The 22,907-nt window shown below is 57.0% G+C and carries 21 protein-coding genes; 9 read left to right on the top strand and 12 right to left on the bottom strand.

The features are described from left to right. Positions 1-130: 130 nt before the first annotated feature. The 6 genes from hpsL to O77CONTIG1_RS04340 all read right to left on the bottom strand — a co-directional run bounded on the left by hpsL (position 131) and on the right by O77CONTIG1_RS04340 (position 6,491). The gene (gene hpsL / locus O77CONTIG1_RS04365) at positions 131-1,765 is read right to left on the bottom strand and encodes a hormogonium polysaccharide biosynthesis protein HpsL (protein WP_068508380.1); all 1,635 of its coding nucleotides are present in this window, start codon (positions 1,763-1,765) and stop codon (positions 131-133) included. Positions 1,766-1,973: 208 nt separating this feature from the next. Continuing rightward, entirely contained in the window at positions 1,974-2,261 is a 288-nt protein-coding gene (locus tag O77CONTIG1_RS04360; protein ID WP_068508379.1) for a hypothetical protein, read from the bottom strand. A 309-nt stretch (positions 2,262-2,570) separates the two neighbouring features. Then, the gene (locus O77CONTIG1_RS04355; protein WP_156434926.1) at positions 2,571-2,954 is read right to left on the bottom strand and encodes a hypothetical protein; all 384 of its coding nucleotides are present in this window, start codon (positions 2,952-2,954) and stop codon (positions 2,571-2,573) included. Between the two features lie 75 nt (positions 2,955-3,029). Next, on the bottom strand, positions 3,030-3,362 hold the full coding sequence (locus tag O77CONTIG1_RS04350) for a hypothetical protein (protein WP_068508375.1): 333 nt from the start codon (positions 3,360-3,362) through the stop codon (positions 3,030-3,032). A 12-nt stretch (positions 3,363-3,374) separates the two neighbouring features. Next, complete coding sequence (locus tag O77CONTIG1_RS04345) at positions 3,375-4,985, bottom strand: AAA family ATPase (protein WP_068508374.1); 1,611 nt, start codon at positions 4,983-4,985, stop codon at positions 3,375-3,377. A gap of 168 nt (positions 4,986-5,153) precedes the next feature. Continuing rightward, positions 5,154-6,491 carry an adenylosuccinate synthase gene (locus O77CONTIG1_RS04340; protein ID WP_068508372.1) on the bottom strand — a complete coding sequence of 446 codons (1,338 nt, stop codon included), beginning with the start codon at positions 6,489-6,491 and terminating at the stop codon, positions 5,154-5,156. Positions 6,492-6,689: 198 nt separating this feature from the next. On the opposite strand from O77CONTIG1_RS04340, the gene O77CONTIG1_RS04335 reads away from it, so the two are divergent. Both O77CONTIG1_RS04335 and O77CONTIG1_RS04330 read left to right on the top strand, forming a co-directional pair. Then, positions 6,690-7,793 (top strand): adenosine deaminase, encoded by a 1,104-nt coding sequence (locus O77CONTIG1_RS04335; protein ID WP_084782181.1) that lies wholly within the window; start codon positions 6,690-6,692, stop codon positions 7,791-7,793. A 190-nt stretch (positions 7,794-7,983) separates the two neighbouring features. Next, positions 7,984-8,622: a Uma2 family endonuclease gene (locus tag O77CONTIG1_RS04330; RefSeq protein WP_068508370.1), complete on the top strand. Its 639-nt coding sequence runs from the start codon at positions 7,984-7,986 to the stop codon at positions 8,620-8,622. Between the two features lie 189 nt (positions 8,623-8,811). Here O77CONTIG1_RS04330 and psb27 read toward each other — a convergent pair whose 3' ends face one another. From psb27 to purH, 4 genes are all read right to left on the bottom strand, one after another. Beyond that, entirely contained in the window at positions 8,812-9,210 is a 399-nt protein-coding gene (gene psb27, locus O77CONTIG1_RS04325) for a photosystem II protein Psb27 (protein ID WP_068508368.1), read from the bottom strand. Between the two features lie 136 nt (positions 9,211-9,346). After that, positions 9,347-9,829 carry a DUF4079 domain-containing protein gene (locus O77CONTIG1_RS04320; RefSeq protein ID WP_068508366.1) on the bottom strand — a complete coding sequence of 161 codons (483 nt, stop codon included), beginning with the start codon at positions 9,827-9,829 and terminating at the stop codon, positions 9,347-9,349. A gap of 262 nt (positions 9,830-10,091) precedes the next feature. Continuing rightward, a complete protein-coding gene (locus tag O77CONTIG1_RS04315; RefSeq protein ID WP_068508364.1) occupies positions 10,092-10,397 on the bottom strand; it encodes a hypothetical protein in 306 nt (101 codons plus the stop codon). Positions 10,398-10,629: 232 nt separating this feature from the next. Beyond that, entirely contained in the window at positions 10,630-12,210 is a 1,581-nt protein-coding gene (gene purH, locus O77CONTIG1_RS04310) for a bifunctional phosphoribosylaminoimidazolecarboxamide formyltransferase/IMP cyclohydrolase (protein ID WP_068508363.1), read from the bottom strand. A 484-nt stretch (positions 12,211-12,694) separates the two neighbouring features. On the opposite strand from purH, the gene O77CONTIG1_RS04305 reads away from it, so the two are divergent. Then, complete coding sequence (locus O77CONTIG1_RS04305) at positions 12,695-13,357, top strand: alpha/beta hydrolase (protein ID WP_068508361.1); 663 nt, start codon at positions 12,695-12,697, stop codon at positions 13,355-13,357. A 141-nt stretch (positions 13,358-13,498) separates the two neighbouring features. After that, a complete protein-coding gene (locus tag O77CONTIG1_RS04300) occupies positions 13,499-13,711 on the top strand; it encodes a DUF2555 domain-containing protein (protein ID WP_068508359.1) in 213 nt (70 codons plus the stop codon). Positions 13,712-13,821: 110 nt separating this feature from the next. Here the strand turns inward: O77CONTIG1_RS04300 and O77CONTIG1_RS04295 are convergent, their stop codons facing one another. After that, positions 13,822-14,514 carry a phosphoribosyltransferase gene (locus O77CONTIG1_RS04295; RefSeq protein WP_068508357.1) on the bottom strand — a complete coding sequence of 231 codons (693 nt, stop codon included), beginning with the start codon at positions 14,512-14,514 and terminating at the stop codon, positions 13,822-13,824. Positions 14,515-14,870: 356 nt separating this feature from the next. Here O77CONTIG1_RS04295 and psaK point away from each other — a divergent pair, with 356 nt between their 5' ends. From psaK to prfB, 5 genes are all read left to right on the top strand, one after another. Then, positions 14,871-15,131 carry a photosystem I reaction center subunit PsaK gene (psaK, locus tag O77CONTIG1_RS04290; RefSeq protein ID WP_068516001.1) on the top strand — a complete coding sequence of 87 codons (261 nt, stop codon included), beginning with the start codon at positions 14,871-14,873 and terminating at the stop codon, positions 15,129-15,131. 251 nt (positions 15,132-15,382) lie between these two features. Then, complete coding sequence (locus O77CONTIG1_RS04285) at positions 15,383-15,754, top strand: hypothetical protein (protein ID WP_068508354.1); 372 nt, start codon at positions 15,383-15,385, stop codon at positions 15,752-15,754. Continuing rightward, complete coding sequence (gene dacB, locus O77CONTIG1_RS04280; RefSeq protein WP_068508352.1) at positions 15,751-17,334, top strand: D-alanyl-D-alanine carboxypeptidase/D-alanyl-D-alanine-endopeptidase; 1,584 nt, start codon at positions 15,751-15,753, stop codon at positions 17,332-17,334. Before O77CONTIG1_RS04285 ends, dacB begins: the two co-directional genes overlap by 4 nt. A gap of 227 nt (positions 17,335-17,561) precedes the next feature. After that, on the top strand, positions 17,562-20,096 hold the full coding sequence (locus O77CONTIG1_RS04275; RefSeq protein WP_068508350.1) for an HD family phosphohydrolase: 2,535 nt from the start codon (positions 17,562-17,564) through the stop codon (positions 20,094-20,096). 109 nt (positions 20,097-20,205) lie between these two features. Then, positions 20,206-21,331 (top strand): peptide chain release factor 2 gene (gene prfB, locus O77CONTIG1_RS04270; RefSeq protein ID WP_197673319.1). Its coding sequence is split into 2 segments (ribosomal slippage): positions 20,206-20,280 and positions 20,282-21,331, totalling 1,125 coding nucleotides; the frame shifts between segments, so codons are not numbered across the junction. A 32-nt stretch (positions 21,332-21,363) separates the two neighbouring features. Here prfB and O77CONTIG1_RS04265 read toward each other — a convergent pair. Further along, positions 21,364-22,509, bottom strand: a complete 1,146-nt coding sequence (locus O77CONTIG1_RS04265) for a DegT/DnrJ/EryC1/StrS family aminotransferase (RefSeq protein ID WP_084782173.1) — start codon at positions 22,507-22,509, stop codon at positions 21,364-21,366. Positions 22,510-22,907: the final 398 nt, after the last annotated feature.

Genomic DNA, 22,907 nt, shown 5'->3' with positions numbered 1-22,907 from the left:
AGACCTGGTTTGGAAGACCTGGTTTGAAACCTTGGGCGATCGCCCAAATCCACCCTTTTGCTCCGCTCTGTCAGGGAGGTATCGAACCGATGCCTCCCTGATTTTTTTTAGACCCTGCCTCATGCCTCACCTAAGCAAAGCCCAGTCGCTTGAACCGTCGGCGTTGAGCCTGGGGCTGGGCAGCAGTGGCTTCTAGGCGTTCTTGGCGCTCCAGTTCTGGCAATTTCAGCACGACCCCGGCAAAAAACCAGTAGTAAACCGCAACGGGGTCTACATCGAGAGGATAGTAATACGTGTTGTAGCTAATGAACAGTACGAATAGCCATAGTGCTGCGCCATAGCCCCGCAAGGTGCGATCGCGCATGGAGCGGTAGGCCAAAAAGGTCAGCACCGTCAGCATGGTTACCAGCGCCAAAAACGCCAGCGTCCCCAGCATCCCAATTTCATACAGCAGCTTGGGATAATAGGTTTCGATCAGTTCTGTGTCGCCCAGCGTGCGGGCGGCATTAGTAGCGCGTCCTAGCCCGTTGCCCAAAAAGTTTTGATTATCAATCGACCACTGAAACTGTTCCAAAATAAACAGGTGCGGTGGCGAGGCTTCCCAGCGGCTTTGCAGACTCTCAAAGCGTCGGGATAGGATGTCGGGGTTCCGCAGGGCAGCGTAGCCCAGCACAGCGCCGAGAATGACTGCACCAGGGATAAAGCGCTTTAGGTTCACCACCTGCCCCGTCAACACCAGCAGCGTCAGAAATACACCGGGCACCAGAATCAGCGCCACTCGCTGCCCCGATAGCACCGCCATAATGAAAACCGATGCGAGAGAAATCAGCCCTGTCGTGCGCCATTGCGCTCTGGGGTCGCTAAATGCCGTCGCAAATGCCAGAAATGCAGCAGAAATCAGGAACCAGCCCCATTGCCAGGGCGCAACAAAGGTTCCAGGCAAGCGAATCTGGTTGTGTTGGGGCGTATAGAGCAACGACCCGCCCACAAAGCAGCGGGCATTGAGGGAAGCGCGGTAGAGGTCTGGTCCCTGGGCAAAGCGCGTTCCCGGACATTGCCCCGTTTTGAGCAGGAGATATTGAATAAAGGCGAGAGCGCAGCAGGTGAGGATGATGACGACGGTAAGCCGCATGAGAAACAGCAAATCGCGGCGATCGCGCAGCAGATAATACGCACACACCACCAGCGGCATATAGCCCATCAGCACCTTTAGTCCCAAAATACCCATCAAAATCGGCTGCTCTCCGGGCGCTGGGTTAAGCTGCTGGCCTCCGTTCACCACCAGCAGCGTCATCAGACACAGCCCCAGCAAAATGCCTACAGGTGCAATCATTTGCCGGGGAATCAGCACAGGCAGCTTTTCGCGGCGGCAATATTGAATCACGCCGAAGAGGGCAGGAATATAGAATCCGTCTTTGGCAAGCTGAAGCAGGGGGCTGCTGCCCAGCGCATAGGTGACCGATCCGCTGAGGGGCATATAGATCAAAAAGGCCCAAAGCGCGTGGCGGGGATACTTAAACGACAGCGCGGTGCAGAGCGTACCAATGAAGGTGCCAATGCCCGGGCGAACCCCGGCAGCCAGACCCACGACAAAACCAACGACTGTGGCAAATAACGCAGCACAAATCGTGAAGGTAACCAGCTCTTGCCGCAGGCGATTGGCTTTGCGGCGCTGAGCAAGACGCTGACGCAGGGTGGGTTGGGGCGATTCAACCGCTAGAACCGAGCTGGGCTGGGCTTTGGACTTGGGCTTTGTTTTCAGCACGGGGCAGGTAGAGGGCAAGCAGAGGGTGCATCTAGCAGAAGGGCGATCGCGCAACTAATTTGGTGAGCGGGGCAAGTTGGTAAGCGGGGTGAGTCTGACTTGAGCCAAACAAGTCGTGCCAAACGAAGTGCTTGGGGCACTCCGATATCCAGTTCATCGCATTCCTATCGTAGCCGAGCGGACTGCGCCCCCTGCCCAAAGGCGTTGGCTACGCATATTGCACCGCCACTTCAGCCTCCACGGGCAGTTCGATTCGCAACTCTGCCCAGAGTCGATACTGCTGTGAGGAGACTGTGAGGATAGCGGCTGGGTGATCTGCACTAGCGTGAAGAAGAAGATGACTGCAACAGGAATAGGCGCTCTCTTCTTCATGCTTACCAAAGGTATTAACTAGGCGATACAGCGTATTGCCGTAGCGGATGCCTTCACAGAGGTAGCCGTCTCTATAGAACCAGAACGAGCGGACAGAGCGCTCATTTACAACAGTCGGTATCATGGCTCGTTCTTGAGTAGGATGCACTTGGAATTTCAAGATTGTTCGGTTCGGTGTGAGGCTTGCTGAGCAGCTCAAAAGTTTAGTAAAAAAATATACAAGCTGGCGTAGTTTTACGGAACTCAGCAAACTTCTATGGAATCTTGCAATTTATTCTCCAACCCTGATAGGCAGGCTCTCTATGGAGACTGCAACGCTCTAGTTTTATCCCCGACTTCCTGGCAGCTACAACCGTAAATTCTCGGTGGCCATTGCCCCAATTTTATGAAAGTATGATGTTTCCCAAACGGGCATTTTTTTGACAGGCCTCGCTCAGCGCCGGCGCGATTTAAAGCTCGGCCCTGATTGACGGCTGAACAATCCACGACGGGGGCGGGCGATCGCCTTTTCCCCTGGTTCCTCTTCGGACTTTCGCCCCAGGCTGAGCCGGGGAATCAGATCGCGCTGGCTTTTTTGCTCTGGCGGCAGGGGCTTGGCCTGTTTGCGGTAGCTGGCGATTAGCCCGCCCGACAGTCCGGCGATCGCCCCCAGCCCAATGCTCAGCGGCACCCAGTAGCCCAACAGCGCAAAGCCGATGAGAAACACAATCCAGAGCTTGATGCCGACAATCACCGGATCATTGTTGCCCATCACAATCCCTCCAGTGCAATTCCTTCCCATGCCGTGAGCCGCAGTAAACGAGAGCGTGTAAACCACGAGAAAGCCTACAAGCCACAACCTCTCTCACGTTCAGCGCTGACCCCTGACCCCTGACCCCTTGCCCCCGCAAAGCTACTCTCTCGCCGGAATCAGCCGCTCCAAAATCGTCAGCAGGCGATCGATTTGCTCGTCGCGCTTTTTGGACTGTTCCCGCATTTCCCGAAAGCCCTCATGCATCTCGCGAAAGCCTGCTCTGATTTCAGCAAACCCATCTCGCATAGAAATTTCCAGACGAGTCAGTTCTTCCGTCATTCGCCCAACCTGATCAGACAAAATCTGCACGCTCTCGGCCAGCGTGTCGAGTCGTTGAGTCAGGCGCTGATCCAGCACTTCGATGCGGGTATCTACCGCTGCAACGTGGGAATCGAGGGTGTCTAGCTTTTCAACAATCAGCTCGTGGGTCATAGTGAGTCTCTGTCAAAGCGAATCCAGGAGCGCGTCGAGGGGCTGGGTCGTGTCTACTGTTCTAACGTATTCTGCTTCGGCGGGCGTGAAGGGGTCAAAGGTCTGCTTTGCCAAAATTTCCGGTGTGGCATCGGCGATGTCGCCCGTGCGCTGACTGAGGCGATCGCCCAACACTTCCAGCGGAGCCGTGCAGTGGATGATATCGAGCGGAATGCCGTGGGCGCTGGCCTGGGCGATCGCCCCTTCTCGCAGCGCCTGCCGATCGTACTTGGCATCCAGGATTACCGTATAGCCTTCGGCGGCCAGCGTCGTGCCCAAGTGCAGCAGCCGATTGTAGGTCTTTTGGGTCATCTCTGGGGTGTAGAGGTCGTCGCCGCCACGCTCTGTCAGGGGCACGCCGCCCAGGTGTTTGCGGACTGCATCGGAGCGGATGTAGACGGCACCCAGCTTTTGGGCGATCGCCCGCGCCGTGGTACTCTTGCCCGATCCTGATAGCCCGCTCATCAGCATCAGCCGCCCGGCTTTGGGCTGGGTATACTCCCACGCCAGTCGATAATAGAGCGCGGCGGTATCGTGGGCTTTGCGCTTTTCCTCTTCTGGCACACCCGGATCATTCAGCAAGAAAGACGTGACCTTTGCCCGCACGTAGGTCTGGCGGTTGACGTAGATTGGCAGCACCCGCAGCCCTTCCCAATCGCCCGTCTGCTCCACATATTCGTTCAAAAACACCGTCCGCAGGTCAGGTCGCTGCCGCGCGTCCAAATCCATCACGATGTAGGCAATGTCAAACATGACATCGACAAACCGAAACGGCTCGTTGAACTCGATGCAGTCAAATAGCAAAAACTGCTGGTTCCAGTAGGCGATATTCCGCAGGTGCAGGTCGCCGTGGCACTCGCGAATCCAGTTTTGCTGAATGCGCTCGTCAAACAGACCGGCGTTTTCGGCAAAGAAGCGATCGCAGTAGGCCCGCGTCTCGTCATACTGCGTCTGCGTCTGGGGCCCGCCGATGTATTGCGTGGTCTGCGCCCAGTTTTCGTCAAAGGCCTGCCGCACGCGCCCAACGCGGCCGAATTCTCGGATGTAGTCGCTGGTTTCGGTGGCGAGGTGGAACGTGGCGATCGCCCGCGCCAGTTCTTTCAGCAGAGCTTCGGTCACCTCGCCCTGCTCGTAAAGGTTGGTCAGCAGCGTCGATTGCGGAAACTGCCGCATCTTCACTGCATATTCCACCACCTCGCCTGGCCCGTCCAGATGAAAGGTCGGCACGCCGTTTTCCACCGTTTGGGTGATCGGCAGCACGTCCAGATAGATTGCCGCCGCCGCCCGCTGATTCAGCCGCAGTTCCTCCTGACAAAAATGCTGCCGCTTTTCCAACGTGGAATAGTCCAGAAATCCAAAGTTCAGCGGCTTTTTGACCTTGTAGGCATATTCGCCCGTCAGCAGCACATAGGAAATATGTGTCTGAATCAACTGTACGGGCGACGCATCCGACGGATAGAAATCTTCAGGATATTCTGGCGGATCGCCTGCCCCGGTTTTCAGCGGGTCGGGCGGCACCGGATGCGGGTAAAATCCCGGCTGGAGCATATGCTGGATGACAGGCGGTAGGGCAGAGTCGGACATGAGGGGTTGGAGGTTAGGGGTTGGGGGTTAGGGGTTGGGGGTTAGGGGTTGGGGGTTAGGGGTTGCCGTTTGGCTTTTCACTAGAATAAATGCGCCTGGAAGGTTTCCAAGCGCATCTGCAATCGTATTCTGAAACGAATCGTGAACTGCTGGCGCTGAAGACAGGTCTTACTGCGCCGTTTCGACTGCGCCGTTGGTATACAGCAGCGCTCGCTTTGGCCCGTGGATCGGGTCTTCGACGATGATCGTCTGGTCGCGGCTGGCTCCAAGCGACACGATGGCGATCGGCACTTCCATCAGCTCTGCCAGAAACTTGAGATAGTCCAGCGCTTGACGCGGCAGGTCATCGAGCGATCGACAGTGGGAAGTGTCTTGCTTCCAGCCCGGTAGGGTTTTATAAACGGGCTGACAGCGAGCAAACAGCCGCGCATTGGATGGAAAATCGCGAATTTGCTGACCGTCGATTTCATAGGCGGTGCAGACTTTGATTTCGTCGAGGTCATCCAGCACGTCGAGCTTGGTGATGGCCAGGCAGTCTAACCCGTTGATGCGGACGGCATAGCGACCGATCACCGCATCAAACCAGCCGCAGCGCCGCTTGCGTCCGGTGGTGGTGCCAAATTCCGCGCCGCGATCGCACAACGCTTCGCCCACATCGCCCAGCAGTTCCGTCGGAAACGGCCCTTCGCCGACGCGAGTGGTATAGGCCTTGGCCACGCCGATCACCCGATCGATGATCGTCGGCCCCACGCCCGCCCCCACGCACGCGCCACCCGAAACCGGGTTCGACGAGGTGACATAGGGATAAGTGCCGTGATCGAGATCCAGCAGCGTGCCCTGTGCGCCCTCAAACAGGATATTGCGGCGCTGGCGCACGGCCTGGCTAATTCGCAGGGAGCTATCGACCACATGGGGCCGCAGCCGCTCGGCATAGCCCAGGTATTCGTCGATCACCGCGTCGGGGTCGAGCGGCGGCAGATTATACAGCTTCTCTAAAATGACGTTTTTGTATTCGATCGTCCAGGTCAACTGGTCGCGCAGTCCCTCTGCATCCATCAAATCCACCACGCGAATGCCCGTGCGCTCAGACTTGTCAGCATAGGTGGGGCCGATGCCGCGCTTGGTCGTGCCGATCTTGTGGCTGCCGCGCTGCTCCTCTGCGGCTGCGTCGATCATGCGGTGATAGGGCATGGTGACGTGAGCCGTCTCGGAAATCAGCAGATTTGCGCTGGAAATGCCCAGTTTCTCTAGCTGATCCAGTTCACTCAGCAGCACTTTTGGATCAATCACCGTGCCAGAGCCGATAATGCACTCCGTTGCGGGATATAAAATCCCCGACGGAATCAGGTGCAGCTTGAAGGTTTGCCCCTGCACCACGACCGTATGACCCGCGTTGACCCCGCCCTGATAGCGCACCACCACATCGGCGGACTTGCTCAACAGGTCGGTAATCTTCCCTTTTCCTTCGTCGCCCCACTGGGCCCCGATTACTACAACGTTTGCCAAGGGTTTAAGTTGCTAGAATTTTCAGAAATACGCAAACTCCCATTATCAACAGCGCGTGTTCCTGGTGTCAATGCTTGGGAGCAAGACGCTGCTACTCTGTCTGGAAATGCTGATTCTCAGGCCTGGCTTTAGAACCACGCAGTACATGATTTCGAGTGAGAAATTAGGCGAGTTAACAACTAGATTGAGAGGTATCTTGTGACGCTATATGCCGAATTGCACCGCCATCTGGGTGGCTCCGTAGTCCCGCGTATTCTTTGGCGCTACTTTCAGCGCAATCAGGCAGATCTGGCGGGACGATTTGCCGACTATGCCGAGTTTGAGGATTTTTATACGCGCCCGCGCAATACGCTGGCGGAATATCTAGAGTTGCATACGCTGGTGGAAAGCGTGCAGACGGAAGACACGCTACCCTACTTTATCTATCGCCTGATGCGTGGGGCTTACGTGTTTGAAAATTTGGCGTATTTGGAATTGCGCTATACGCCGTATTTGCGGACACCGGAGCATCTTAGCCAGGGCGATCGCATCTCATTAATGAGCCAGATTGTGGAGGTCGTGGGCCGCGCCAGCCAGATTGTCGAGTATCCCATCGTCACTAGCCAAATCCTCTGTATGCACTCGCGGCTACCCTACGAAGTAAACCGGGCGATCGTCGATCTGGCGGCGGCGCGGCGCGACGTGGTGTGTGGCGTGGATTTGGCAGGTGGAGACGGGCTGTATGGCGATCGCCTCGATGAATTCATCCGGCTATATGACTACGCGCGATCGCTCGGTCTCAACACCACCGGGCACTTGTATGAAACCGAAGAAGGCTGCTACCCCGAACTTTTGCCCTACCTGATGCGGATCGGCCACGGCATCCAGATTCCGCTAAAGCACCCCGAACTGTTGCCCCAGGTGGCCGCCCAGGATCAATGCCTGGAGGTCTGCCCCACCACGTATCTGAAAACCGGCACGCTGCAAGACCTGCATCAGCTTAAGGTCGTCTTCGACCGCTGCTTTGAGGCGGGCGTGGATATCGCCATCTGTACTGACAACGCTGGACTGCATAACGTGCGGTTGCCGTTTGAATATGAAACGCTGCTGACCTACGACATCATTGGCTTTGAGGAGCTAAAAGCCTGCCAGGATGCCGCCTTCCGCCATGCCTTTGCCTGGACTCATCCGCAGCGACCAGAGCTAATATTAAGTACCATTTTACGGGCTGATGCAGAGCCATCTGAGGAGTTCCCGCGCTCAGGCAACGGCAACGGACAATTCAATGCTGTGGCACAAGAGGTAACAGAGTCCTCGCGCTAGCCATCGGTCTGCAAGACTCGCAGCAAAAGCTGGCTGGGGGCAGTGGCAACACCTCCAGCCAGAAATCCCGCACCCACAAAAATCCTTCAAAATCCGCAAAACTGGTTGCAACCGCTCAAGTCTAACCCCTTAAAATTTAAGCAACGCTAAACAACGTTAAATAACGCTCTGGCTCAGGAGTTGATACCAAATGTCACTCACTGCTCAACAGTTAGCTGCTTTGATGCCTGATGCCACTCAATTAGAAAGTGACGAGCCAGAGATGGAGAGTTCACTACACTATGCCCAACTAGCCCTGCTGGTTGCTTGTTTAGAGTGGCTTTGGCGCGATCGCTCTGATTTTTTTATTGGGGCAAACTTGACAATTTATTTCAGCCGGGAGCAGCTCAAAAACAAAGAGTTTCGCGGCCCCGATTTCTTTTTAGTGAAAAACACCGAAAAGCGCCCGCGAAAATCTTGGGTTGTCTGGGAGGAAGGCGGCAGGTACCCGGATTTGATTATCGAACTCTTATCGGACTCAACAGCCCAAATCGATCGAAATTTAAAGAAGGAACTCTATCAAAACCGATTTCGCACACCAGAGTATTTCTGGTTTTCTCCTGAGACTTTGGAATTTTCAGGCTATCGCTTAGTTAACCAGCAGTATGAATCGATTACTGAAACTGATTCGGGCTGGCTGTGGAGTCATACCTTAGGACTCTATTTAGGTATTCAAGCTGGGATGCTGCGCTATTTTACAGAAACAGGTAACCTGGTGCTGTCTCCACAAGAATCGGCACAACGATTGACAGAGCAGCTAAGAGCGTTGGGTGTTGAACCGGACATATAACGTATAACAATGCGAGAATAAGAAAGGAAGGGCAGATTCGCTCTCCCTTCCACCAATTCCAACTAATTCTCAAACTGACAGGACTTACGCACTTGCGATCATCTCTTTGGACTTTGGATGATTTCTCGCAGGCGCAGCCCAATAGAAATCGTCCAACTGCGTAAGTCCTAACTAATTCTCAGAAAAACACTATGCTTCGCGCTTCAGTGCAGACTCGACCTGCTTGAATTCAAGCTCCAAACGCTCCTTCAGTTTGGCAGGCACAGGACGATTTGGATAGGAGCTATAGTGCCCCGCCAGAGAATTCAGTGCCGTTCGCATGGTGGTAAAGGAACCCAGCTTGAGCAGCGAGTTGTCTCGACGATATCGGGCTGAGAAGTCGTTAATTAGCTGGCGGGCTTCGGATTGGGCGGCGGCCTTTTCAGGCGTGCCATCAGGCAGTTCCAATGCATTCCGCAGGCTACCGATCAGCGCCAGCGTATCTTGCCGATAGTTGCCGCTGAGATTTCCCGACGCACTGGAGCAGCCCGTCAATCCAATGACACACACCAGCACCAGGGCAAACAGACGAGTTAGAAAAGTCTTCATAGAACCTCGGCAACTAAAAATCGGCAATTGGAAAGCGACCGTCAAAATCAAAAATTGGGAAAAAGCGTCGTTCTTCATCATAACTTGAGTTGGCGATCGCCCCAGCACGAAACGCCAACCCAGCAACCCTTAGTCCTCAGGCGTTACCCGTCATGCGGTTCACGACGTTTTGCACAATCTGCATCCCGGTGATAGCCTGCCAGCCAAACAGAACCAGCAGGATCACGTTCAGCGTGATGTGGGCATAGCGGGCCGCATCGTTGCCCTTCTGCATAAACGGGGTCAGTGCAGCAGAGGTGGCAATTATGCCCGTCATGCCCAAGCCCACCAGCAGGTGGGGATTGACAAACAGCTTGCCGCTGTTGATATAGGTGGCAGCCATGCCGCCCAGCGTGCCCAGCACCATCGTTGCCAGCAAGATCGAGCCAATCTGGTGATGGCGGATATTGAAACGCCCTTTGAGCAATGCTTTTTTGACCTCGCCCTCGGCGGAGCGCGTGCGCCGAAGCTGAACGCCCAGATACATGGCGTAGATCGTTAGCCCAAACAAAATCCACATTAGGATCGGGTGAACAAACTGGCTGTAAACCTTGAGCGACTGCAAAAGCTCAGGACTCATTACGCTCTCCCTCTCTGCGCCTCAAATCTTAAAAAAATCTAACTGCACTGTAATAAAAATTAGCACAGTTAGCGTCACTGGGAAGAGACTAGCAGGAGGGACAGGAGGAGGATGCGGTCAGATCAGTTCCGAATCAGATCAGTTCCGAAAAGGTCACCTCAAAAAAAGCCTCCCAGCGAGAACTTGCTTGGAGACTTGTTTGCTTTTGCTAATGAAAGCCTGGGCGTAGGGCTAGTAACCCTTCTCTCAGGGGGCGATCGCGCTACATCCCTGGCAAGAGCGAGTCAGTCGCGTTGCTGGGTTCGTTCTGGGGCTGTTGGCGCAGGATGATGGGCGGCTCGGTGACCAGACCCACCAGGCGATCGCTCGGAAAGCAGAGAATCGCTTTGCCTTCGGTAATTGGAATCTGGAAAAGGCGCTGGGGGCGGTTTTCAGGGGGTGCGACCAGTGTCTCAAACAGCTCTTGCAGGAGCATGTTGTTGGACTGAATTGTGACCGTTTGCTGCGTGCCGCCATCGAGCAGGATGGTGACAGCGACTTCTTGGGGCAGGGGTGCATCAGAAACCATGCGATTACCTAAATATAAAGTGAATGCTGAACAACAGCTTGAGTGAAAACTTAAAACAGGGAGTTCGCGCAGAACGGCAGCCCAATGGCTGAATCTTGACGAGTCCTGTTGCACGTTTCCCGCGAAATAAGACGGAAATCGGGAAATTACTGGAAAGTCGAGCGATGGGCTGCTAGTTGTTATGCAGTTTTACGACTTGAACATCTGGGCGACGAAGTGCAATCAGGAAAACCTAATGCAAGAAATGGCGAACGCCCGTGAAAATCATAGCCAATCCCAGCTCGTTTGCGGCCTGAATCGACTCGGCATCGCGCAGACTGCCGCCAGGTTGGGCGATCGCCACGATCCCCGCTGCCGCCGCCTGCCGCACCGAATCGTCAAACGGGAAAAAGCCGTCACTGGCTAAAATTGCGCCCCTAGCGCGATCGCCCGCCTGCTCCAGCGCCAGCTTCACAGAGCCGACCCGGTTCATCTGTCCTGCGCCAATGCCCAGCGTGGTGCGGTGGTTTGTGACCACAATGGCGTTGGATTTGACGTGCTTGCAGACCGCCCAGGCAAAGCGCAGTTCTGCCCACTGGTCGTCGGTCGGCGCTTTTTCGGTGGCGACTTTCCACTGGCTGATGTCGATGGGGAGGTCGTCGGATGCCTGGAGCAGCAGCCCTCCGGCGATCGCCCTCACCGTCTGCGCTGGGCCCGTGTGCAGGTCGGGCAGCGTCAGCACCCGCACCTTGGACTTTGCCGCCAGGATTTCTGCCGCTGCCGCATCACACCCCGGCGCAACGACGCATTCCAAAAAGGTCTGGGTCAATGCTGCCGCCGTCTCCCCATCGATGGGTTGATTCAGCGCCACAATGCCGCCAAAGGCCGAGGTCGAGTCGGCCGCATAGGCTTTGGTATACGCCTCCAGCAGGGTATTGCCTAGCGCCACGCCGCAGGGATTGGTGTGTTTGATAATCACAGCAGCGGCAGGCGCACCAGGCGCATCGTCAAACTCCGCCACAATCTGCCGCGCCGCCTCCAGATCGACCAAGTTGTTATAGCTCAACTCCTTGCCCTGGATCTGGGTTGCTGCTGCCCAGCCCCTAGGCGATTCCCCAGTTTGATACCAGGCGGCAGGCTGATGGGGGTTTTCGCCATAGCGCAGGGGTTGCAGCAGGCGACCCGTAAGGGCAATCGAAGCTGGATGCTCGCTGGTCGATTCTGCGGCAATGGGTTCGCGGGTTGCCGATTGCGCGGCCAGGTAGGTGGCGATCGCCGCGTCATACTTCGCCGTGTGCGAAAATCCTGCCAAGGCGCAGGCTCGGCGAAACTCAAACGACACCTGACCATCCCCCTGCCGCAATTCCGTCAGATATTCGTCATACTGCGCCGGATTGCACAGCACGGTGACATGGGCAAAGTTTTTAGCCGAAGCCCGCAGCATTGCCGGGCCGCCGATATCGATCTGCTCCACCGCGTCTGCCAGCGACACACCCGGTTGGGCAATGGTCTGCTCAAAGGGATAGAGATTCACCACCACCAGGTCAATCGGCTGAATCTGGTTTGCCTCTAGATCGGTCAGGTCTTGGGGAATGTCCCGTCGGGCCAGAATGCCGCCGTGAATGCGGGGATGCAATGTCTTTACGCGCCCACCCAGGATTTCGGGGGAACCCGTGTAGTCAGAAACTTTGGTAACTGGGATGCCTGCCGCCTTCAGCGCTTCGGCAGTGCCACCGCTACTGATAATCGAAAAATTGAACGTTTCTACAAGCTGGCGGGCAAACGCCACCAGTCCGGTTTTGTCAGAAACGCTCAGAAGAGCTAAACGGGTCATGGCACTCTACTAACTCAAAAACGACTCTAAACCGACTCGAACCCGAATGATGGCGGCATAACGACTGAAATACTTCACGCAAGCGCCTCACCACTTCATGAAAACACTTAACCAGTTCATCTGGCTGACGCACTTGCATGAAAGGACTAAAGGACTGCTCAAAAGCTGCGGTTGACGCTTCCTCAGAATACTCAGAGTATATGGAAACAATGGGCTGGGAAACTTATGATTTGATCGAATGATTTGATCGAACTGCGTTTGATTTTGATGGAACTGCGTTCAGGGCGATCGCCGTCTGGAGGTCTAAACCTGGGTTCGCTAAATTCGCACTCTGGCTGAATGGCTCCGCCAAGGCAGAGTTAGCGCCAAGCTCCCCTTAACCTCTAGAGTCGCCGCCCAAAATTACCCCTAACAACCACTATCCAGAGTCCACACGCATCAATCCTTTTTACACTCCTGCTGAATTTCTACCAAGAGGAAGACTGTGTCTCTGAGAGCGATTTCCATCCCGCCCCGCAGCGGCAAACCGCCGGAAGCGCTGCTGGTCATGCTGCATGGCTGGGGAGCCAATGCCCAGGATGTGGCTTCGCTGGCGCTGATGCTGGATTTGCCGACGATGCAACTGCTATTTCCTGATGCGCCGTTTCCCTATCCCTACGGGCCCACAGGTTGCGTTTGGTACGACTTGCCCGATGGCTATTCCTTCGAGAGCGATCCAGAATTCGTGAATCAACCCAAGCTGCGGGAGAGCGCTGTCCGACTAACAGAATGGCTGCGATCGCTCGTTTCGATCACGGGTGTGCCGCTAGAAAAAACGCTGCTGGCAGGCTTTTCGCAGGGCGGCGCGATGGCTTTGGAGGTCGGTCTGAGTCTGCCGCTGGCGGGGCTGCTGGTGCTGAGCGGCTATTTGCACGGGCCACCCCAACTGGGGATCGCGCTGCCCCCACCCGTGCTGATGGTGCATGGTCAGCAAGATTTGGTGGTGCCGATTGGTGCGGCCCGGCGATCGCGCGATGTCCTGCAATCAGCGGGGCTATCGGTGCGGTATCACGAGCTATCAACGGGTCACGAAATTACCCCAGAGGTGCTGAAATTGGCGCAAAACTTTACAGAAGAAATACGGTTGTCAGCGAGCCGGAGCGAATAGGATAGGAGATGTAGAGGTCTATGGCTCTCAGCGAAGCCTACGCAGGCAGCGAAGTCCGCGGAGGTATGGATGGGGGTCTGCTCTGGAGAATTGCTTTCTGAAGGATTGCTTTCTGACTAGTCGGAATTTGGAGGGCGAGCCATGCGTACACTAGATTTTTGCGAGCAAGATGTCGCCAAAATGACCGAGGGCGAGGTAGAAAACCTGGCGAAGCGGCTCGAACAAGACGACTATGCAAACGTCTTTGAAGGGCTGCGCGACTGGCACCTGCTGAGGGCGATCGCCTTCCAGCGCCCCGAACTGGCAGAACCCTACTACTACCTGCTAGACATGGAAGCCTACGACGAGTCCTGAACGCACTTCACCGCTGGAGTCTTCACCGCTGGAACGTTGACCTAGAAGCCTGAATGCAGGGTTCACGGCTAGATTGCACCTTCAGGTTTCAGAGCATTACAGCATCCAACTTAACGAAGCCCTGACTCCTGGAGCGTTTGATTGTGGCGCTTGAGAATGTCTAGGGCTTCTTCGGTTTCGACCTGGGGAAACTCGACATAGAAGCGGCTGACGCTGAGAAAAGAGCGCGGAGCCGCCAACAGGACGATGCGGTCGCCCCAATGCTTGAGAAACGGCACAACCCGCGAGGGCGCAACGGGCGCACAGATTAGCACTGCTGCCGGATGCTTGGCTTGCAGGGCACGAGCAGCGGCGGCCATCGTCAGCCCAGTGGCAATGCCGTCATCGACCAGAATGGCGATCGCCCCACGGGGATCATTCGGCTTCATGCCTCCCGAAAACAAGTCTTGCTGGATACGAGCGCTCGCCTGTGCGGTTTGCACTGCGCTCCGCCATAGCAATGTTCGCGTTTCCATCATCCCGGCATGGCGCGATCGCATCACCTGGCCGTCGGCCGTCACCGCCCCAATCGCCAACTCTGGATTGTCGGGGCGCGTCACCTTTTTGGCTACCATCACGTCCAGCGGACAGCGCAAGCTCTGGGCAATCGGCGCTGCCACCGGAATGCCACCCCTAGGCAGCGCGTAGACCAGCGGTTGAGCATCGGGATAGCGAAACCGCAGCAGGCTCACCTCGGCAGCCACCAGCGGTGCAAGCTGTTGTCCGGCATCCTGGCGATCGCGTAGCGGCAGTCGGTTGGACATGTTGGCCCTCCGGGGGGTGAGAGGGGTCAGGGGCGAGGGGGATCAAGGCGAAATGAGACTATCACTCTCGATCATGACGGATCTTTCTAGGCTTGGTTAGCAAAACGCATAGGGCGCAACCTGCAACCAGTGCGACTGGGGGCGATCGCCTTTTGTAGAATTTTGTTGCGGCAAACGTTAACTATTGATGCAAACTATGCCAGAGGTTGTCCGTTTTTTGATACTAGTGCCCTTAAGCTAGTCTTTCGCCCGCCGGAGGTTTCGGGGAGGCAGGTTTGCTGGCCGGGGGCCTGCGGAGCGTGGGAAAGATCAGCATTCTGATTCATTCCTCTTTTCATGACTTAGGAGATCGAGCCTTGTTCATTTCCCCGTTACTTGCTGCCGTGCCCACCACCCTGGAATGGGGCCCCAAAACGGCAATTGTCATGATCCTGTGCAACATTCTGGCGATCGCCATTGGCAAATTCACAATTCAACAGCCCAGCGTTGGGCCGGAGTTGCCCTCCTCTAACATGTTTGGCGGCATGGGACTGGGAGCGCTGCTGGGAACGACCTCTCTCGGTCACATCCTTGGCGCGGGAGTGATTTTGGGACTAGCCAGCATGGGCGCACTATAGCCCCAAGAAGCTAGCAGAAGCCGCCAAGATCTCTGTAGGCAGGGTCTGGCAGTGTTTCATCTGGCAGTGTTTCATCTGGCAGTGTTTCATAGTTGACGATTTTGGTGCTTCGCAAGAGTGCCGCAGGCTTGCAACAAGCCGCGTTAATCATTGGGTTCCTGAAGACTCACGGCGCGTCTTTCCCAATGCTGCTCAACGCTGCTCTATGATGTACCAGAGTCGTCACCCTTTTACGTTTGCCCAAAACCTGCATGATTGTCTCGCCTGATGAATTGGTTCGTTATCGCGCCGAACTAGCCGAAAATCCTGAGGCCCTGGCAGCATTGATCATGCTGGAAGATTGCGAAGGAGATTTGGAAGACGCGGCGATCGCCCTAGCGCTGCGGGAAGGACAGGAACCCGATCAGTCAGAAGGCTGGCTCGATGGTTTTGCCAAGCGCTGGCGGGTCTACGTTTGCCAGTCTGGTGTTCGAGGTCACCTGGAAACAGGGGCGATCGCCCTGGGCATCCAGCTTCTAGCAGCCGAAATGGTGCTGCCCGTTGATCTGGCGACGTTGGTTGCCATTTACGTACAAAAAACGGGCGTGGAGACTTTCTGCAAGCCCCTAGAGGAGCGGCTTTGAGCATCGGCTGGCAGGGCGGGTGGCAGGGCTGGCACCGCAGCCAGAAAGCCCCGATTGTCTTCGCCGCGCTCTTGGCGCTGTTGGGCAGTGGGAACCCTTCCACGGCAATCGCCCAAAGCCAAGTTCCTAACCCAGGCCCCAACCAAAATCCAAAATCCAAAATCCAAAATCCCCAAATTGCCCAATCTCCCGGCAGTTTCTGCGCGGCAGATTTGCCAGGGCAACTGGACGCGCTACTGAATGCAGAGCCTGTGCCGCGATCGCGCTGGGGCGTATTGGTGCGATCGCTCGACACGGGCGACACGCTCTATGCCCGCGAAGCAGACCAGTTTTTCATTCCCGCTTCCAATGCCAAAATCTTCACCACAGCAGCCACGCTGACGGCCCTCGGCCCCGCCTTTCGCATTCGCACCTCTATCTACCGAGACGCAAGCGATCGTGAGACAGCAGAGACAGGGCAAGTTCGGCTGCGGCTGGTGGGGCGCGGCGACCCTACGCTCACCACTGCCCAACTTGATACGCTGACCACACAACTCAAGGCACAGGGCATCACCCGCATCGATCACCTGACGGTCGATGCCTCCTACTTCCAAGGCGACGAGGTGAACCCCAACTGGGACTGGGAAGATGCCCAGGCGGGCTACGGCGCACCCGTCAGCAGTGTGATGGTGGATGGCAATGCGATCGCCCTCCAGTTGGTTCCCCAGGCGCAGGGGCAGCCCCTCCGTGTCGTGTGGCGCGACCCGGCCGATGGTGCGGGTTGGGCCATCGACAATCGCTCTCGCACCGTCGCCGCCAGCGAAGCCGAATTTACAGCCGTCCGCCGCGCCTTTGACCGACTGCTGCTGCGGGTGGGCGGTCAGTTGCGGGTCGGCAGCGCCGCAGAACTGGAAATCGTCCCCGTCACCGACCCGACTCGCCATTTCATCAACCGACTGCGGCGATCGCTCCGTAGCCAGGGCATTGCGCTCGGCCCTGTGGCGATCACCACCACACCCACTCGCCTCACGGAACCCGAAATCGCCAGCATCGCCTCTGCACCACTGTCGGAATTGCTCAAACCCACCAACGCCAACAGCGAAAACCTCTACGCCGAGGCAATGCTGAGAATTCTCGGCGCAGAGCAATTGCCCGACCAGTCCGCCAATAGCCTCTCTGCCGGAATCATGGCTCTCAAGGCGACGCTGACCCAACTGGGCGTATCCGCCGACAGCTACGCTCCTGTTGATGGTTCTGGGCTGGCTCGCAAAAACCTGGCTAGCCCAGAATCGCTGGTGGAAACCCTGAGGGCGATCGCCCACACACCCAACGCCCGCGTGTTTCGCGACTCTCTGGCCGTGGCTGGCAGCAGCGGCACCTTGCAGAGCCGCTTCCGCAATACGCCCGTCCAGGGAAGGTTCTGGGGCAAGACAGGAGCCATCAGCGGCATCGCCGCGCTATCGGGCTATCTGGAGCCACTCCAGCATCCACCCCTAGTGATTAGCATTCTGGTCAACCATTTTGACCAGCCTGTGCGAACCGTCCGCCCAACGATAGACGATTTGGTGCTGCGGATGGCTCAGGTGCAAGCCTGCGAGTGAACCCCATCCTTCGAGGTGTGTTTCCCCGTTGCTCCACGAATCAACCCGGCCCCATCTTCTTGTAAAGAAACCCCTCGCTTATACTAGAGATCTGTAGCTGGCGAGATGGGTTTAGGTGTTTGACTGGTTGGTTAAGAACGCTTCGGTTAAGAACGCTTAGAGAAAAAATCGTCTCGTACTTGGTGCGATCGCCATAGCCCTTTAATTGAGTGCCACTTGGTGCGCTGATGAAACTGTTCCGAGGATCTTCCAAACAGTTTGAAGCGGGGCGGCAAAGACATCGCTCTGAACCAGGCACTCTGCGCCCTGGTAGGCAATCTGGTACCCTGCCGACTCGCTTTTCTAACGAACATGCCAATCGTCTGTGGCTCCAGGTTTCCCAGGCGGCTCGCTTGGGACAAGACTGGCTCTGTCCCCCGGCTCGTCGTCGCAAGTCGTCCTTTTCTTCGACCTGTGCATACCCCCGGGCCTACGCGCTACTGGCAGTGCTGACGCTGACGAGCGTGATTGGCTATCGGTTTTATAACGAGCCTCAGCTTGCCGTTGGCACCGTTGCTCCCCAAACACTGCGGGCCGCAGAGAATGCGACGGTGCTAGATAGCAAGTCAACCGAAGAAAAGCGGATGGCTGCCCGCCTGGGTGCGCTGCCCGTGCTGATGATCGATTCAGTGGTCAACCAGCGCGTTTATCAAAACATTCAGCGCCTCTTGGATGAAGGAGACGCACTGCGCCAGATGGCTGGCCCCTTTCCTTACGTTTCTACAGGCACTCTGTCTACTGCAACGCAATCCCACCTGCGGCAAACCTCAAAGGCAGAGTGGGAATCGATGATTGCAGCGGTCGAATCGACCGCCAGCCGCCTGCCATTGCCCTCGACTCCCTCCACCTCAGGCGGGCGAGAGCCATCGTCGCGGTCGGCTCAGCAGCTCGCCATTCTGGAACTGCAAAATCAGCGACGCTCCATGTCAGAAGAAGACTTTTCGGCGCTGAAGCGAGTCATCGTGCGGGCCCGCCAAAACTATGCGATCGCCCGTGCGGAGCTATCTACCCCCACAGAAGGCATAAGCCGCCTCTACTCGCCCGCCGTGCTGCAACTGTCCGATACCGAATGGCTAGACACTAAAGTCAAAATCCGCCGCGCCTTGGAGCGAATTCTCACGCAGGGAGTGCCACCAGGGCTGCCCAACGGCATCTTGAAAGATGCCATTCGCATTCAGATGGGAACCGACCTACCCGCCAACACGTTGCCCCTGGCCAGCACCCTGCTGATTTCTGCCATCGAGCCAAACTTGATCCAAGACCCAGCCCAAACTCGGCTCCAGGCAGAGCAGGCTGCCCAGGCAGTTGAGCCAGTTATGGTGACCATTCGACGGGGTGAAGTCATTGTCGAGCAGGGAGATGTCATTACCCAGGAAGACTTTGTGCTGCTCGACCACTTTGGGCTGAGCCAGCGCGGGATCAACTGGTTTGGGCTGACCAGCTTTGCGGCCCTAGTGAGCGGCGGCGTGGCGGCATTTCTCCTGCTGGAAAGACGCTTTCACCCCGGTTTTCGACGGCGCGACTATGTGCTGGTGATGCTGCTGGTGCTGAGTACCCCGGTGCTGCTAGCGCTGGGCGCATCGACCACGACGCTACCCGCTGTGGGGCTATTGGTCAGCACGTTTTACGGATCGCCACTGGGCGCGACGGTTGCAGCATTTCTCAGCTTGGCCCTGCCGCTGGGGATGAATGTCGGCAGTCGCCACCTGTTTGCCAGTTCCGTCAGCAGCCTGCTGGGGGCGGTGATGGCGGGCCGACTGCGATCGCGCGAAGAGATCGCCCTGCTGGGCGGAGCCATCGGGCTGACGCAAGGGCTGGTCTACCTGCTGCTGAGCCTGATTGTCAGCGGCGGCAGCGGCATTGTCTGGTACACCATCCTCATGGCCTCGGTGACGCAGGGCTTGCTGGGCGTTGCCTGGAGCATCGTCGCGCTAGGCATCAGTCCCTACCTGGAGCAAGCCTTTGACCTAGTGACCCCGATTCGGCTAGTGGAACTGTCGAACCCCAACCGGCCCCTGCTCAAGCGGCTGGCCGAGGAGGCCCCTGGCACCTTTCAGCACACGCTGTTTGTGTCTACGCTGGCGGAGGCAGCCGCCCGCGAGCTGGGCTGCAATGTGGAGCTGGTGCGGGCAGGGACCCTCTACCACGACATTGGCAAGATGCACGACCCGCTGGGCTTTATCGAAAACCAGATGGGCGGCCCCAACAAGCACGACAGCATTGACGACCCCTGGGTGAGCGCCAGCATTATTAAAAAGCACGTCACCGAAGGCGAGGCCATGGCCCGCCGCTATCGCCTGCCTCGCGCCATCCGCGCCTTTATTCCTGAACACCAGGGCACGATGCTGGTCGGCTACTTTTTCCACGAAGCCCAGCAGCGCGTCAAAGCCGACCCATCGCTCACCCTGCGTGAGGCAGATTTTCGCTACGATGGGCCGATTCCCCAATCTCGCGAGACGGGCATTGTCATGCTGGCCGATTCCTGCGAAGCCGCGCTGCGATCGCTCAAAGATGCCACACCCAAAGACGCGCTGGCGATGGTCAACCGCATCCTCTATGCCCGCTGGCAAGACAATCAGTTGGTCGATTCGGGCCTAGAGCGATCGGAAATGCCTCGGATTGCCGAAGTCTTCGTGCAGGTGTGGCAACAGTTTAACCACCAGCGGATTGCCTACCCGAAGGCGATCGCCACCCCCAAGGCCCCGGCCGCAGAGGTAAAATAAGGGTTCTACGGATCAGAACTAAGGGGACAGGGATTCGCAAAGACCCTGACTTTTAGCCCCGCTAACACCTGCCGCAGAATTTAACCTGACCCCTTACTCCCAACCCCTAATGATCGATTCGTCCGACATTAAGCGCAGCATCGAACAGTTGTCTGATCGCCTGGGTCATACCCAGGACTATCTTTGACCTGCCTGCTCTAAACGCCAAAATCCAAGACCTAGAGCAGGTCGCCTCGCAGCCCGACTTTTGGGACAACCAGACCCAGGCCCAGCGAGTGCTGCAAGAACTCAACGACCTAAAATCCCACGTCGAGCAGGTGCAGCGCTGGAAAACCACCCTAGACGATGCCCAGGCAGTGCTGGAACTGTTGGAACTGGAATCCGACGAATCGCTGCTGCAAGAGGCGCAGGACAGCCTCAGCCAGATGAGCCGCGAACTCGACCAGTGGGAGCTTCAGCAGTTGCTCTCTGGCGAATACGATGACCGGGGCGCAGTGCTAACGATTAACGCGGGCGCAGGCGGCACCGACGCGCAAGACTGGGCCGAGATGCTGCTGCGGATGTATACCCGCTGGGGTGAGAGTCACGGCTATAAGGTGTCGCTGTCGGAACTGTCAGAGGGCGACGAAGCAGGGATCAAATCTGCCACGCTAGAAATCGACGGGCGCTACGCCTACGGCTATTTGAAAAACGAAAAGGGAACGCATCGTCTGGTGAGAATTTCGCCCTTCAACGCCAATGACAAGCGGCAAACTAGCTTTGCGGGTGTAGAAGTGATGCCGATTCTCGACGACTCGGTGACTCTCGACATTCCCGAAAAAGACCTGGAAATTACCACCATGCGCTCTGGCGGCAAGGGCGGTCAGAATGTGAACAAGGTGGAAACAGGGGTGCTGGTGCGACACTTGCCAACGGGGATTTTAGTGCGCTGTACCGAAGAGCGATCGCAGCTTCAGAACAAAGAAAAAGCCCTGGCCCGCCTGAAGGCCAAGCTGCTGGTAATTGCCAAAGAGCAACGTGCCAAAGAAATTGCCGACATCCGGGGCGACATGGTAGAAGCCGCCTGGGGCAACCAGATTCGCAACTATGTGTTTCATCCGTACCAGATGGTGAAAGACGTTCGCACGAATGTCGAAACCACTGCCGTGACCGACGTGATGAATGGCGACCTGGATGCCTTCATTGAAGCCAGCCTGCGGCAGGAGAATCAGGTGGTGAGTCAGGCGGAGGTTTGAGGCAGGTTTTCTGGGTGGGCGGCGTGTTCCGATTACCCCTGGAGATTCAGGCTGTCCTTCAGGGCGTAGACGACCTGCTCCTGCTGCTCTGGGGTCAGTTCGGGGAACATGGGCAGCGATAGGACTTCGTGGCAAAGCTGCTCTGTGATGGGGAAAGAGCCAGGGCCATAGCCCAGCGGTTCGTAGACCTTTTGCAGGTGCAGCGGCAATGGGTAGTAGACCATTGAGCTAACGCCCTGCTGCTGCATAGACTGCCGGACGCGATCGCGGTATTCCCCGCCTACAGTTCCCGCAGGCAGCGGCGACAGGCGAATCGTGTACTGATGCCAGACGGGCTTGCCGCCAGCAACGGGCAGCGGTGGGATCACGCCCGGAATAGGGCGGAGCAGTTCCGTATAGCGAGCGGCGATCGCCCGTCGCTGATCATTCCAGGTTTCCAGATACCGCAGCTTTACTTGCAAGATGGCAGCTTGCACTGCATCTAGGCGACTCGTGAGTCCAATTTCGTCGTGATAGTAGCGGGTGTGGCTGCCGTGTTCTCGCAGGGCACGGATGCGGGCGGCGATCGCCGGATCGCTCGTCGTCACCGCGCCCCCATCGCCGCAGGCTCCCAGGTTTTTGGTCGGAAAAAAGCTAAAGCAGCCGATGTGCCCAATGCTGCCTACTCGCTGGCCATTCCACTCGGCCCCGGCCGCTTGGGCGCTGTCTTCGATGACGATGAGATTGTGGGCTTGGGCGATCGCCATCAGCCGCGTCATGTCCACGGGCTGCCCAAACAGATGCACCGGAATAATCGCCTTAGTGCGGGGCGTGATCGCCGCTTCGACCTGCGCCAGATCCAGGTTAAACGTGGCCGGGTCAATATCCACAAAGACGGGCGTTGCCTGGGCCTGACTAATGGTTTCTGCCGACGCGATGAAGGTAAACGGCGTGGTGATTACCTCATCTCCCGCACCGATGTCATACGCCCGCAGCGCCAGATACAGCGCGTCTGTCCCCGAATTGCAAGCGATCGCCTCTGAGCTGCCAATATACGCCGCAAACGCCTGCTCAAACTGCTGCACTCGCGGCCCGTTGATATATTGTCCCGAAGCTAGCACCGCCAGCACCGCTTCATTCACCTCAGCACTAATGGTCTGAAATTGCTGTGTTAAATCCAGAGGGGGAATCGCGCTCACTCGCTTACACCAAAAATTGATAGAGATGGACTAGCATTCAGCCTCTATCTTCCCGTAAGTTCACGGCTGCGAGATCTCCAGATAGGGCAGTTCTTGTCAAAAATTCGGAAAAATGGGGTGACGCTGCACAGAATTTTTTAAAGAAAACTTCTGCTCCCCCGTTGCCAAAAGCGATCGCCCCGCACACCCGACCGCCCGGAGAACATGCTAGGCTAGCCGAGCCATTTTGCACAAAGACTTTGCTATGAACCTGCACGTTCCAGAAGATGCTCTAACTCTGGCGCTGGTTCTTGGGGCGATCGCCCTGGCGCTGTCCCTGCGGGGCTGGCTATTGCGCGTCGCTGGGTCGCTGATCAGCAGCGCTATTTCGATTGATCAGCGGCATGGGGCATGGGGAA

It is taken from the genome of Leptolyngbya sp. O-77, assembly GCF_001548395.1.
Lineage (GTDB): Bacteria > Cyanobacteriota > Cyanobacteriia > Elainellales > Elainellaceae > Thermoleptolyngbya.
This window is presented reverse-complemented; position numbering and strand designations above follow the sequence as displayed.

Bases quoted from the DNA above. Each gene is read 5' to 3' on its own strand.
- O77CONTIG1_RS04300 (WP_068508359.1), top strand. From the start codon at position 13,499: ATGCGTACACTAGATTTTTGCGAGCAAGATGTCGCCAAAATGACCGAG.
- O77CONTIG1_RS04275 (WP_068508350.1), top strand. From the start codon at position 17,562: ATGAAACTGTTCCGAGGATCTTCCAAACAGTTTGAAGCGGGGCGGCAA.
- psb27 (WP_068508368.1), bottom strand. From the start codon at position 9,210: ATGAAGACTTTTCTAACTCGTCTGTTTGCCCTGGTGCTGGTGTGTGTC.
- O77CONTIG1_RS04285 (WP_068508354.1), top strand. From the start codon at position 15,383: ATGATTGTCTCGCCTGATGAATTGGTTCGTTATCGCGCCGAACTAGCC.
- purH (WP_068508363.1), bottom strand. From the start codon at position 12,210: ATGACCCGTTTAGCTCTTCTGAGCGTTTCTGACAAAACCGGACTGGTG.
- O77CONTIG1_RS04315 (WP_068508364.1), bottom strand. From the start codon at position 10,397: ATGGTTTCTGATGCACCCCTGCCCCAAGAAGTCGCTGTCACCATCCTG.
- O77CONTIG1_RS04345 (WP_068508374.1), bottom strand. From the start codon at position 4,985: ATGTCCGACTCTGCCCTACCGCCTGTCATCCAGCATATGCTCCAGCCG.
- O77CONTIG1_RS04330 (WP_068508370.1), top strand. From the start codon at position 7,984: ATGTCACTCACTGCTCAACAGTTAGCTGCTTTGATGCCTGATGCCACT.
- O77CONTIG1_RS04360 (WP_068508379.1), bottom strand. From the start codon at position 2,261: ATGATACCGACTGTTGTAAATGAGCGCTCTGTCCGCTCGTTCTGGTTC.
- O77CONTIG1_RS04350 (WP_068508375.1), bottom strand. From the start codon at position 3,362: ATGACCCACGAGCTGATTGTTGAAAAGCTAGACACCCTCGATTCCCAC.
- O77CONTIG1_RS04295 (WP_068508357.1), bottom strand. From the start codon at position 14,514: ATGTCCAACCGACTGCCGCTACGCGATCGCCAGGATGCCGGACAACAG.
- O77CONTIG1_RS04320 (WP_068508366.1), bottom strand. From the start codon at position 9,829: ATGAGTCCTGAGCTTTTGCAGTCGCTCAAGGTTTACAGCCAGTTTGTT.